Source organism: Pseudooceanicola spongiae (assembly GCF_014899185.1).
Lineage (GTDB): Bacteria > Pseudomonadota > Alphaproteobacteria > Rhodobacterales > Rhodobacteraceae > Pseudooceanicola > Pseudooceanicola spongiae.
Genome location: NZ_CP045201.1, coordinates 2,340,501 through 2,352,818 on the forward strand (window position 1 = coordinate 2,340,501; position 12,318 = coordinate 2,352,818).

Annotated in this window: 7 protein-coding genes; 3 read left to right on the forward strand and 4 right to left on the reverse strand. The window is 65.7% G+C overall.

From position 1 onward, the window contains the following. Positions 1-3 precede the first annotated feature (3 nt). From F3W81_RS11035 to F3W81_RS11050, 4 genes are read right to left on the reverse strand one after another with little or no spacing between them, the layout of a single operon-like run. On the reverse strand, positions 4-690 hold the full coding sequence (locus tag F3W81_RS11035) for a TetR/AcrR family transcriptional regulator (protein WP_193079216.1): 687 nt from the start codon (positions 688-690) through the stop codon (positions 4-6). Further along, on the reverse strand, positions 687-3,776 hold the full coding sequence (locus F3W81_RS11040; RefSeq protein ID WP_193079217.1) for an efflux RND transporter permease subunit: 3,090 nt from the start codon (positions 3,774-3,776) through the stop codon (positions 687-689). Before F3W81_RS11040 ends, F3W81_RS11035 begins: the two co-directional genes overlap by 4 nt. After that, positions 3,773-4,834, reverse strand: coding sequence for an efflux RND transporter periplasmic adaptor subunit (locus F3W81_RS11045; RefSeq protein ID WP_193079218.1), 1,062 nt, complete (start codon positions 4,832-4,834; stop codon positions 3,773-3,775). Before F3W81_RS11045 ends, F3W81_RS11040 begins: the two co-directional genes overlap by 4 nt. Further along, complete coding sequence (locus F3W81_RS11050) at positions 4,831-5,907, reverse strand: efflux RND transporter periplasmic adaptor subunit (protein ID WP_193079219.1); 1,077 nt, start codon at positions 5,905-5,907, stop codon at positions 4,831-4,833. The genes F3W81_RS11045 and F3W81_RS11050 overlap by 4 nt, the downstream gene beginning before the upstream one ends. Positions 5,908-6,226: 319 nt before the next feature. On the opposite strand from F3W81_RS11050, the gene F3W81_RS11055 reads away from it, so the two are divergent. The 3 genes from F3W81_RS11055 to F3W81_RS11065 all read left to right on the forward strand — a co-directional run bounded on the left by F3W81_RS11055 (position 6,227) and on the right by F3W81_RS11065 (position 12,149). Next, positions 6,227-7,744, forward strand: coding sequence for an efflux RND transporter periplasmic adaptor subunit (locus tag F3W81_RS11055; RefSeq protein WP_193079220.1), 1,518 nt, complete (start codon positions 6,227-6,229; stop codon positions 7,742-7,744). Positions 7,745-7,747: 3 nt separating this feature from the next. Then, the gene (locus F3W81_RS11060) at positions 7,748-10,882 is read left to right on the forward strand and encodes an efflux RND transporter permease subunit (protein WP_193079221.1); all 3,135 of its coding nucleotides are present in this window, start codon (positions 7,748-7,750) and stop codon (positions 10,880-10,882) included. Positions 10,883-11,021: 139 nt separating this feature from the next. Continuing rightward, positions 11,022-12,149 carry an FAD-dependent monooxygenase gene (locus F3W81_RS11065; protein ID WP_193079222.1) on the forward strand — a complete coding sequence of 376 codons (1,128 nt, stop codon included), beginning with the start codon at positions 11,022-11,024 and terminating at the stop codon, positions 12,147-12,149. Positions 12,150-12,318: the final 169 nt, after the last annotated feature.

Consider the following 12,318-nt stretch of genomic DNA (forward strand, 5'->3'; position numbering starts at 1 on the left):
CCGCTAGTCTGCCACGTGCTGCAGGCGCACAGCCTCGGCGCGGGCGATCAGGGTGTCCGGCGGAGCCTCAAGCGGCTCGCAGGGCTGGCGCGACAGCACCTCGGCCTCTGCGTGGGGCACCCCGAGCAGGCGCAGAAGTGCGGCCACGGCGGCCGCGCGATCCGTCTCAAGCCCGCTGAGTTCGCGTTGCAGAACCGCCATGACGCCCGCGTGCAGGAAGTAGCAGGCGAGGTAGTTGGGCATCGCACAGAACCGCCCCGTCGACACGCCCCAGTCCAGCAGCATGGGGGCGATATCCTCGATCGCTGCCCCCGGACCACCGGCTTCGATCCCGCCAACCTGCACCACGAACTGGCCGAGCAGCGGGTAGCGATGAAAGGTCGCCATGAAGCGCAGGATATCCAGCGCGACGGCGGCGGCGGGATCTTCGGTCTTGTGACCGCCTGGCAGAAGAAGGCCGAGCATCTCGTCCCGCAGGGCGATCTTTGCGGCCAGCAGCACGTCGGGCACGGTCGAGAAGTACTTGTAGAACGTCCCGCGTGAGACCCCTGCCTCGGCAATGATATCGTCGATCACCGCCCCCGCCGGGCCTTTGGCGGCGATCACGAAGACCGTCGCCTCGACCAGGCGCCTGTGCATTTTCTCACGTCTCTGGGCGGCGACCGCGATGCGGTGATCAGGCTTGTTCATGCGGGGGATGTCTCGGCTGGCTTGTCCTCACCCTCTTTCGGGGGGCGGACGCCGAAGACCGCGCAATAGAGCGCTGGCGCGAACAGCAGCGTGATCACGGTGCCCGCGATGATGCCGCCCATCATGGCATAGGCCATCGGCCCCCAGAACACCTGCCGCGAGATCGGGATCAGCGCCAGACTGGCCGCAGCTGCCGTCAGCAGGATCGGGCGGGCACGGCTGTCGGTCGCGTTATAGACCGCATCCCATTTGCTCGCCCCGGCCAGCAGCAGGTCCTTCACCTCCTGGAACAGGATGATCGAGTTGCGGATCAGGATGCCGATCAGGGCCAGCACGCCCAGGATCGCGACAAAGCCCAGCGGCGCACCCGAGGGCAGCAGGGCCGCGACGACCCCGATCATGCCAAGGGGCGCCACCGCCAGCACGACGAACATCAGCCGGAAGCTCTGCATCTGGACCATCACCAGCGTGAGCATGATCAGCAGCATGATCGGCACCACCGCGATGATCGGCGCCTGACTTTCGGCACTGGATTCCGCCGAGCCGCCGACCTCGATCATGTAGCCCGCTGGCAAGGACTGGCGGAACTCGTCGACCTTGGAGGCCAGATCGTTGACCAGAGTGTCGGGCTGATCGCCGCCAAGAATGGCGGCCTTGACCGTGATCGTCGGCACCCGGTTGCGCTGATAGATCACCGGCTGCTCGGTCGTCCATTCCAGCCGTGCGAAGGAGGACAGCGGAATAGGCTGCCCCTGCGCATTGCCGAACTGCAGGTTCTCAAGCACGTCGAGCGAGGTGCGGTCTTCGCGCACGCCACGCGCCAGCACTTCGACCAGCTTGTCGCCATCGCGCAGGTTGGTGACGCTGGAGCCGACAAACAGCTGATAGAGCGATTTGGCGACGTCCGATTGCGTCAGACCCAGCTGGCGCAGCTTGGCCTGATCCAGCACGACACGCACGACGCGGGCAGGTTCGCTCCAGTCCAGACTGATCGCCGTGAGGCGGGTATCCGAGGAGATCGCCGCCGCGAGGCCGCGCGCAGTGTCGCGCAGCACGTCCGGCTCGGGGCCAGAGATGCGGTATTGCACGGGCTTGCCGACCGGCGGGCCGAGTTCGATGTATTTCGGAAAGAACTCCGCGCCGACGGTCTGGGCGTCATAGGTGCGGATTTTGTCAGCCAGCGCATCGCGGGCCGCCAGATCCGGCGTCATGATCACCAGTTGCCCGATGTTGGGCGTTGCGGTCAGGGAATCCAGCGTCAGGATGAAGCGTGGCGAGCCGCGACCGACATAGGTCGACCAGAAGGAGGTTTCGCTCTGCTGGCCAAGCCAGTCCTCGAAATCCTTGATGGCGACATTGGTTGCCTCGAAATCGGCGTTCTGGCGCAGGGTCACATCGACCAGAATTTCAGGCCGGTCCGAAGTCGGGAAGAACTGCTTTTCGACACTGCCCAGCCCGACAATCGAGATCGCGAAGATCGCGACGGTGATGATGATGGTCACCCATTTGTAATGCATCGCCCCGCGCAGCACGACATGGAACATACGGCGGATGCGGCCCGCCTTCTGATGCTCATGGTGCTTCATCTTCTTGGACAGGAAGGTCGAGCCCAGCACCGGCGCGAACAGCACCGCCACCACCCAGCTGAGCACCAGCGAGATCGCGATGACGTAGAACAGGGAGCGGGTGTATTCGCCCGCCTGACTGCTGTTCAGACCGATGGGGATAAAGCCCGCGACGGTCACCACCGTGCCGGTCAGCATCGGAAAGGCAATCGATGTCCAGGCGTAGGAGGCCGCCTTGCCGAGGCTTTCGCCCAGTTCAAGCCGCGCGATCATCGTCTCGATCGTGATCATCGCGTCATCGACCAGCAGGCCAAGCGCAATGATCAGCGCCCCCAGCGAGATCCGCTGCAGCGTGATCCCCATGGCGTCCAGAATGACGAAGGTCATCGCCAGCACCAGCGGGATCGACAGCGACACCACCATACCGGCCCGGAACCCCAGCGACACAAAGCTGACGGCCAGCACGATCACCACAGCCTCGATCAGCGAGCGGATGAAGTGTCCGACGGATTCGTCCACCACATCGGGCTGATCGGCGACGCGGTGCATCTCGATCCCCACGGGCAGCTCGGCGGCGATCTTGGTCATCATCTCGTTCAGCTTTTCCCCGAAATCGAGGATGTTGCCGCCGGAACGCATGCCGATGTTCAGGCCGATTGCCTCCTTGCCGTCATAGCGGAACAGCTCGGAGGGGGGGTCTTCGTAGCCGTCGGTGACATCGGCGACATCGGCGAGGGTGAAGAAGGTCTTGTCACTGCGCAGCGGCGCATAGGCGAGCTCGTCCGCGGATTTGAACTGGCCGGTGACCCGCACGAGGATCTGCTCGGCGCCGGTGTGGATGATGCCGGAGGGCACAATGGCGTTCTGCGCCGCCAGCGTGTCCAGCACGGTCTGGCGATCAAGGCCAAGCGCAGCAAGGCGGCTGTTGGAGAATTCGATATGCACGATCGGGTCGCGCACGCCCATCAGCTCGACCTTGCCGGCCTCGTCAAGTTGCAGCACCGAGGTGCGGATCTTTTCGACCCGCTGCTCCATCTCGCGCGGGGAAAAGCCGTCGGAGGTAAAGGCGTAGATGCTGCCATAGACGTCGCCAAAGTCGTCGTTGAAGAAGAAACCGCCGAATTCATCCGGGAAATCGCCGCGAATGTCGCTCATCATGTCGCGCACCTTGCTCCAGGTGCCGGACACGGCATCGGGCTTGGTATCAGCGCGCAGCTCGACATAGACGACCGCCGCACCGGGGTAGGTGACCGAGCGGGTATAGTCGAGCTGGTCCAGCTCCTGCAGTTTCTTCTCGATCCGGTTGGTGACCTGCGTCACCGTCTCTTCGGCGGTGGCACCGGGCAGCGTGGCGCTGACCACCATCGTCTTGATGGCAAAGGTCGGATCTTCCTCGCGGCCCATCGACACATAGGCGATGGCGCCGGCAAACAGCGAGATGATCATCAGGAACCACACGAAAGAGCGGTGATGCAGCGCCCAATCCGACAGGTTGAAACCCGTTTTCGCTCTGTCGTTCATTCTGCGCGCTCCCCGACGCTCTGGCCATCCTCAAGCGAGTTGGCCCCCTTGACTATGATCTCGTCTCCGACCGAAACGCCGCTGATGACTTCTATCCTGTTGCCGATGACCGCCCCGAGGGTGACAGGCTGGCCTGTCACGCTGCGGGTGTCGGGCAGAACGCGCCAGACCATCGGCTTGTCCTTGGGGCCGGTGATCGCGCTTTGCGGCAGGGTGATGATCTCGTCCCCGGCGGCGGCATAGGTCGCACTGACCAGACTGCCGATGCGGAAACGGTCCGCGTCATCGTCGATGGCAAGGCGCAGGCGGCGCCCGCGCAGGGTGTCATCGGCCACCGGTTCGATCAGGCGCAGCTTGGCCATCACCGGATCATCGACGCCTTCGTGCCCGCTCAGCCGGAACTGCGCATCCGGCGCGAGCAGCGCCAGAAATTCAGTCGGCACATCGATCACGGCCTCGCGCCCTTTCACATCAGCCAGCGTCACCACTGTGGTGCCCGCCGAGACGACCATGCCCTGTTCGACCGGCGCATCCAGCACCACCCCGGCTTCGGGGGCGGAGAGGCTGCCATAGCTCAGCGCCTCGTTTGCACTGGCAAGATCGGCCTCAGCCGCAACGACCTGCGCGGCAGAGGCATTGCGGTTGGCCTCGGCCTGTTCGACATCGGCCTTGGTCGCAATGTCACGATCCGACAGGGCGCGGGTGCGGCTGTAGGATTGTTCGGCAAACGCCGATGCCGCGCGCGCCGAAGACAGCGCCGCCTCTGCCGAGGTCACGTCTTCCTGCAGCGAGACCCTGTCCAGCGTCGCCAGCACCTGCCCGGCCTCGACCAGATCACCGGGATCGGCGTTCAGCGTCGCGATCCGCCCGATGGTCTGGAAGGCAAGGTCGGTTTCATGCGCCGCCTCGATCACACCGGGGAACATCCGTTCGCGGGTCGGATCGGCGGTGACGATTTCGGTCACGACCGGGCGAGGGCCGGTGGCCTCAACCGCAGCCTCTTCGGCCAGCGCGAACGCGGGCATCAGCAGTGCGGCACAGAGCAACAGACGGTTCATTGCTGCGCTTCCTTCACATAAACGAAACGGCCGGGAAAAAGCGCCTGCGACCCATCGGTCACCACAAGATCGCCATCTTTCAGCCCGTCAGAAATTTCCACCTGATCGTTGGAATAGGCTTCGATCGTGACCGGGGTCAGGCGGACGTGCATATCGTCCTTGCGCACGGTCCAGACTGCGGGGCCGTCACCAAGTGCGTTGAGCGCGGTCCATGGCACGCTGATCACCGGGTCGCCCTCGATGGTCATCTCGCCGATCACCGGCTCTCCGATGGTGAAGGCCTGTGCCGCTTCGCCCGCGATCGCGGCCTTGGCGGTGACGGTGCCATTGTCGGACACCACCGGCGAAATCTCGGACACCGGCACGACGATTGTCTCGCCATCCTCCAGCGGGGTCAGGCGGATCGGCTGGCCCAGAAACTCATTCAGATCGGGCAGATCGGGGGTCAGGAAAACCGCCTCACGCCCGGCGGAACTGGCGAGGCTGACAATGGCCTGACCGGCGCCGACGACCTGCCCCGGCTCGGCAGAGCGATCGGTCACGACGGCATCGTCGACGGCGCGCAGCACGGTATCTTCTGAGGCGCGCTTGGCCGAGGCCAGCTGCGCCTGCGCCTGATCGCGCGACGCCTTGGCCTTGAGGTAGCTTTCGGTCGCGGAATCGAGGTCGGACTGGGTGCCGGAGCCACGCTCCAGCAGACTGGTGGCGCGGTCGCGCGCCTGTTCGGCCTGCACCAGCGCGGCGGCGGCAGCGTCCAGCGAGGCCTGCGCCGCACGCAGCGAGGCATCGGTTTGGGCCGGGTCGACCTGCGCGATCTCATCGCCCGCGCGCAGGATATCCCCGACGTCGACGCTGACCGAGATCACCCGCCCGCCGTCGCGGAACCCAGCGGTATAGCTGTCTTTCGCGGCAATCGTGCCGGTGAGGTGAAAATTGCGGCTGCGCGGAGCAAAGGTGGCCGTGACAATGTGCACTGGCAAGGCGGCCTCGGTCGTCTCTGCCGCCAGCGCGGCCCCAGACCCACCCGACAGCGCCAGAGCGCCCAGTGTCATCAGAAATGCAAAGTGCCTCATCTCGCCTCCCGCAGCGCTGTCATGCCAGTGTGGTCAATTGTTATCGCCTGATCGTGAATAATGACAGTAATGTCAATGTGACAATGCATTCAATATGAACACTTGGCTAAACCTGAGGCATCCCGAAGGCCTTGGCGCTGTCAGAACCGTCGACAGCCCGCCGGATTTTCAGTATCGCAGGCCCAAGCACGTGCCATCAGCCAGCATCAGGGACACAGCCCGCGGAACATGAGCCCCCTCGATTCGGGCGGTTCGGACTTTTTCCGACGGAAGCCGCCAGCTCAGCCGTAGCAGCATCAAGAGTTTAGGGAGATCCTGTATGCGGGTGATTTCGCGTCTGGCCGTCGTGCTGGTTCTGACATGTCTGGCGGGCTGGCTGGCCCTGACCGAGGGGCTGCGGCTGTATCAGCACATGAGCGCCGGGTCCTCGGCGCAACCGGGGAGCGGCATGCCGCGCCCGGGCGGCTTTCGCGCGCCCGAGGTGGCGGTGGCCCGCACCCGCACCAGTACCGTGCACCCTCTGATCGAAGCCTATGGCCGTCTTGCCAGCCGGGCCGAAGTGACCCTGCGTGTGCCCGATGCCGGCACCGTGGCGAAGGTCAGTCCGGATCTGGCGGACGGGGCAGAGGTGCGCGCAGGCGCGGTCCTGATCCAGCTTGACGACACCGACGCCCGCGCTGCCCTTGCGCTGGCCGAGGCGGATCTGGCGCGCGCCGAACTGGCACTGCGCGACACCGCCCGTCAGGCCTCGACCCGGGCGGCCGACGGCGCGCTGCTGCAACAGGTCCGCGACATCCGGCAAGAGGAAGTCGACCGGATCACCGGCCTTGTCGAAAAGGGGCGCGGCCTGAAGACCGACCTCGACAGTGCCAAGTTGTCGCTGATTTCCGCGCAGCAATCGCTCGCCACCAACCAGAGCGATCTGGACGATCTGACGGCGCTTCAGGATCAGGAAAAACTGGACATCGAAGACGCCCGGCGGCAAGTGGCCAGCGCCGCGCGCATTGTCGCGGATCAACAGATCAGGGCCGGGATCACCGGGACCTATCACGGCACCGTTCCCGTGGTGGGGGAGCGGCTGGCCGGCGGCGCGGAGCCGGGGACGATCACCGATCTGACCTCGCTTTCGGTGCACCTTGATCTGACGGCGCAGGAGATCGCGCGCATCAGCGCATCGCAGGGCGGGCTCTTGCCTTTGCAGGTCAGCCTTGCCGCGCCGGGCAGTGACAAGACGTTCGCAGCGACGCTCAATCACATTTCGCTGACGCCGTCAGAGGCGACAGGCAGCCTGCGGCAGGTGGTGGCCTTCGTCGATCCGGCCTCCTGCCCCTGCCTTTTGCCGGGGGATTTCGTTGCCGCGACGATCCACGAACCGGCGCTGGAGGGCGTTGCCCTGCTGCCCGCCGAAGCGATGAGCTTTGACGGCAAGCTGCTGGTTCTCGCCTCGGGCGACGTGCTGGAGGAGCGCCAGATGCAGGTGTTGCGCCGTCTCGGCGATCAGGTCGTGGTGACACCGCCCGACGCCCCGCTCGACTATGTGGTCAAACGCACACCCCAGCTCGGGTCCGGGCTGGTGATCGCGCCACAACGCGGCGGCGCGGCCCCAGAAGCGGCGCCGCAAGTCACGCCCCCGCAGGCCAATGCAGGGCGCCCGCGCGGACCGATCCCGCAGGACGGTCCCGTGATTGCGCTGAGCCCTGAGCGGCGCGCGGCGCTGATCGCACAGGTCGAAGGCTCGGGCCAGATGCCGCAACGCGCGCGCGACCGGATGGTGCAGATGCTGCAGGGCGAGACCGTCCCCGAGGCGCTGATCAACCGTCTTGAGGCACAGAACTAAGCCATGGGCATCTTGCGCTTTTTCACCCGTCACGGCACGGCGGCAAACCTGCTTCTGGTCGGCATCCTTGCCTTCGGCCTCTATGCCGCGACGCAGATCCGCACGCAGTACATGCCCGATGTCGTGGTCGAGGCGATCACCGTTTCCGTGCAATGGGACGACGCCGCGCCCGAGGATATCGACAAGAGCATCCTCGCCGTTGCGAGCCCGCCGCTGCTGGCGGTCGAGGGCGTGACAGAGCTGTCGGCCGTCGCGCGCGAAGGCCGCGCCCGCATCGAGCTGGAGTTTGAGCCGGGCTGGAAGCTTGATCGTGCGCTGAGGGATGTCGAGACCGCGATGCCGGGGGCGTCATCGCTGCCCGAGGGGGCCGAGACACCCCAGATCAGCCGCAGCGCCTGGCGCGATCAGGTGCTGGACGTGGTGCTGTCGGGCGACCTTGACCGCCCGCAGATGGAGCGTCTGGGCGAGCAGCTGGAGAGCGCGCTGCAACGCGCCGGGGTCACGCGCGCCAGTCTGCGCGGGCTGACCGCACCGCGCATCGCGGTGATCGCCGATCAGGGCGCGCTGGCGGAATACGGGCTGACCCTTTCGGACCTCGCTTCTGCCGTCGGCAGCGAGGCGAGCCAGGTCTCCTCGGGGCAGCTCGACAGCTCATCAGCGCGGCTGCGGGCAGGCACCGAACGGCGCGACGCCGATGCCATTCGCAAGATCGAGATCGAGACCCTGCAGGGCCCGGTCCCCCTCGACCAGCTGGCCCGGATCGAGGTCGACTCCGCAGGCAGTGGTCGGGCCTATTTCCTTGAGGGTCGCCCTGCCGTGTCGATCGGGGTTGAGCGCGGCGTGGGCGGCGATGCCCTGCGCATCCAGTCGACGGTGAAAGAGGTCGCCGACAGCTTTCTGGCGACCGCGCCGGACGGGCTGAAGATCGACCTGATCCGCAACCGGGCCGCCGAGATCGGCGACCGGCTGGCACTTCTGGTCGACAACGGGGTCTTCGGGCTGCTGCTGGTGCTCGGCCTGCTCTATCTGTTCCTGTCGCCCTCGGCGGCGATCTGGGTGGCGGCGGGGATACCTGTGTCGGTTGCGGCGGGCATCGGGCTGATGTGGGTCTCGGGGCAGTCGCTGAACATGATCTCGCTGTTTGCGCTGATCCTCTGTCTGGGCATCATCGTCGACGATGCCATTGTGATTGCAGAACATACCGAGCACCGCCACCGCACCCTTGGCGAGGCGCGCCCCCGCGCAGCGGAACGCGCGGCGGTGCGAATGCTGGGGCCGGTTCTCGCCTCGACCGTGACGACCATCGTGGCGTTTTTGTCGCTGACTTTTGTCGGCGGGCATTTCGGCGCGTTCATCGGCACGATCCCCTTTGTGGTGGCCGCCGTCCTGATGGCCTCGCTGGCCGAGTGTTTTCTGGTGTTGCCGCATCACATGGCGCATGGGCTGAACCGGCTCGATAGCAGCTGGGTCGGGGCTCCGGCCCGGCTGGTCACGCGCGGCTTTGACTGGATGCGGCACGCCCTGTTTGCCCCCGCGCTGCGGGGCGTGATCCGGCTGCGCTATGCGGTGGTATTGCTGGCGCTGGCGGCGGTGTTCCAGTCCCTCCTGATGGTCACCGACCGGCAGGTGCAGTGGCGCTTTTTCTCCGCCCCCTCGACCCCGACGATTTCGGCCAATATCGCCATGCGTGACGGCGCCACCCGCGCCGATACCACCGCCATGCTGGAGGAGCTGAACCGTGCCGCCGGGGTTGTCCGGGCTCAGCTGAAGGATCAGTACGGCACTGATCCTGTTGTCTTTATCCTGAGCGAGATCGGCGGCTCTGCCGGGCGGGGTCTGGCCACCTCTGACGACAAGGACCCCGATCTGATCGCCGCCATCACCATGGAACTGGTCGAGGAAGATCGCCGCCCCTACGGCGCGGATGTCTTCATTCAGGCGCTGGAGGCCGAGCTGAAACGCCCCGATGCGCTGGAGGTGTTTTCCTTCCGCGGTGGCCGCTTCGGCCCCGGTGGCGACAGTCTGGACGTGGTGTTCTACGGGCAGGATCTGGAGCAGCTGAAGGCGGCCTCGCTGGCGCTGCAATCCGCGATGGAGACGGTGCCGGAGGTGACGGGGGTCGAGGACAACCTGAGCTTCTCGGGCTTCGATCACGCGCTGACGCTGAACGGCTATGGGCGTGCCTTGGGCTTTTCGGCGCAGTCCCTCGCGTCCGAGCTGAAGGCGCGGATTTCGGGGATCACCGCGCTCAGCTATCTGGATGGCACCCGCGATGCGACGATCGAGGTGGAACTGCCCGAGGGTAGCATCACCGCCGCCTATCTGGACGAAATCCGGCTGGAGGCCCCCACCGGCGAATGGGTGCGGCTGGGCGAGGTCGTGGAGGTTGGCGCCTCCCCTGCCGTCAGCAGCCTGCGCCGGGAGGCCGGTCTGAACCTGATCCGCGTCACCGGCGAGGTGTCGGACGCAGACGCCACCCGCGCCGAAGATATCATGACCGAACTGCAGCAGGTCACCCTGCCGCGCATCGCCCAGACCTATGGCGTCAGCTATCGGCTGGACGGGCTTGCCGCGCAGGAGGAGGACTTTCTCAGCCAGGCGGCGCTCGGGTATGCGATCTGTCTGCTGGGCATCTACATGGCGCTGGCGCTGGTGCTGGGCAGCTGGACGCAGCCGTTCACCATCATGGCCGTGGTGCCCTTTGGCGTGACCGGCGTGATCTGGGGGCACTATCTGTGGGATCTGCCGATGTCGATTTTCTCGGTCGTCGGGCTGATCGGGATGAGCGGGATTATCGTCAACGATTCCATCGTGCTGGTCAGCGCCTGCGCCGAGAAACTGCCGCGTCGCGCCACCATACCGGCGGTGATCGAGGCGACCTCGGAACGGCTGCGCCCGGTGCTGCTGACGACGCTGACAACGGTGCTTGGCCTCGCGCCGCTGCTGTTTGAGCGCAGCTCTCAGGCGGCGTTCCTGAAGCCGATGGTGGTGACGCTGTGCTATGGGCTGGGGGTCGGGTTCTTCGTGGTGCTGCTGATCGTGCCCTCGCTGGTGGTGATCCAGCATGACCTCGCCCGCGCCTTTACAACCACGCGGCGGATGCTGAAGCACCGCTTCGCGCGGCGGGTGACCCGCTAGCCCATTGTTTGCGCAAGGCCTGTCCTGCACGTGCGCCCTTCCCTGCGGGAGGGCGCAAAATTGTTGCGACTCTCGTCGTGATGCAATATAGAACATGTAGTTCTTTATTGAACACATCGATCACGAGACGGAGGATGACATGCTGAAGATTGGGATCTGCGGCGGCGGCGTTGGCGGCCTGGTTGCGGCGATTGCCCTGCTGAAACAGGGGCATGACGTCACCGTCTTTGAACGCGCCCGCCAGTTCGGCCGCATTGGTGCCGATATCAACCTGACACCGAACGCGGTGCATGCCCTCGACGGTCTCGGCATCGGCGCGGCCCTCCGCGAAACCGCTGCGCGCCCGCACTACCGCATCAGCCGCACCTGGGACACGGGCGAGGAAACCTCGCGTCTGGAAATGCAGGGCGGTCGCTATGACGCTCCGCAGCTGACGATCCACCGTGCCGACCTGATCACCGCTTTGTCGACGGCCCTACCCGAAGGTGTTCTGCGCCTCGGTTCCAGCATCGAAAAGGTTGAACCGGTTGAGAGCGGCGCGACAGTCACCCTCGCCGATGGCCGTAAACAAAGCTTTGATCTGGTGATCGGTGCCGATGGCATCCACTCCGAAGTGCGCCGTGTGCTGTTTGGTGAGGACGATCCGAAATACACCGGCCTCGTGTCCTATCGTGCTGTCTTCCCGCGGGAACGGGCGGTCGATATTCCCAATCTCGACAGTTTCACCAAGTGGTGGGGCGCCAGTGCCGATCACCAGCTGGTGGTCTTTCCGCTGCTGCGCGGCGAGGAGGTGTTCGTCTTTGCCACCACTCCGCAGGAAGCCTGGTCCGAAGAGGGCTGGACCCTGCCCGGCGACATCGACGAGCTGCGCGCGATCTACGCCGGCTTCCACCCCGAGGCCCGCGCCATTCTGGACTGCTGCACCGAGGTCACCCGCTCGGCCCTGCATGTGCGCGAACCGATGGAGCGCTGGTCCAAGGGCCATGTGACGATCCTTGGCGACGCGGCGCACCCGATGGTGCCCTTCATGGCGCAGGGCGCGACGATGGCGATTGAGGACGGCGTCGTTCTGGCGCTGGCACTGGCCGGTACGGATGTCGCAGGCGTGCCCGCCGCGCTGGCGCGATACGAGGACGCCCGCCGTGACCGCACCGCCCGTGTGCAGCGCGGATCGCTGGCGAACGAATGGCTGAAGAAACCGGAAAACGCTGACTGGGTCTATGCTTACAAGGCCTGGGACGTGTTCGCGGACGACGCCGTGGCCTGACCGGCTGCAAGAGGTTACCTCCCCGACTGGCCCCGGCACCTTGCGTGTCGGGGTCTTCTTTTTGCACGGCCCCTTGGTTGCAACCGGTGCTTTCGGCGCAACTTTTCCGCGGGACCGCCGCCGGAACCTGCCTCGCCCCTTGCTATCGCAGGTGGGGCTGTTCAAAATA

Bases quoted from the DNA above. Each gene is read 5' to 3' on its own strand.
- F3W81_RS11045 (WP_193079218.1), bottom strand. From the start codon at position 4,834: ATGAACCGTCTGTTGCTCTGTGCCGCACTGCTGATGCCCGCGTTCGCG.
- F3W81_RS11055 (WP_193079220.1), top strand. From the start codon at position 6,227: ATGCGGGTGATTTCGCGTCTGGCCGTCGTGCTGGTTCTGACATGTCTG.
- F3W81_RS11065 (WP_193079222.1), top strand. From the start codon at position 11,022: ATGCTGAAGATTGGGATCTGCGGCGGCGGCGTTGGCGGCCTGGTTGCG.
- F3W81_RS11060 (WP_193079221.1), top strand. From the start codon at position 7,748: ATGGGCATCTTGCGCTTTTTCACCCGTCACGGCACGGCGGCAAACCTG.
- F3W81_RS11040 (WP_193079217.1), bottom strand. From the start codon at position 3,776: ATGAACGACAGAGCGAAAACGGGTTTCAACCTGTCGGATTGGGCGCTG.
- F3W81_RS11050 (WP_193079219.1), bottom strand. From the start codon at position 5,907: ATGAGGCACTTTGCATTTCTGATGACACTGGGCGCTCTGGCGCTGTCG.
- F3W81_RS11035 (WP_193079216.1), bottom strand. From the start codon at position 690: ATGAACAAGCCTGATCACCGCATCGCGGTCGCCGCCCAGAGACGTGAG.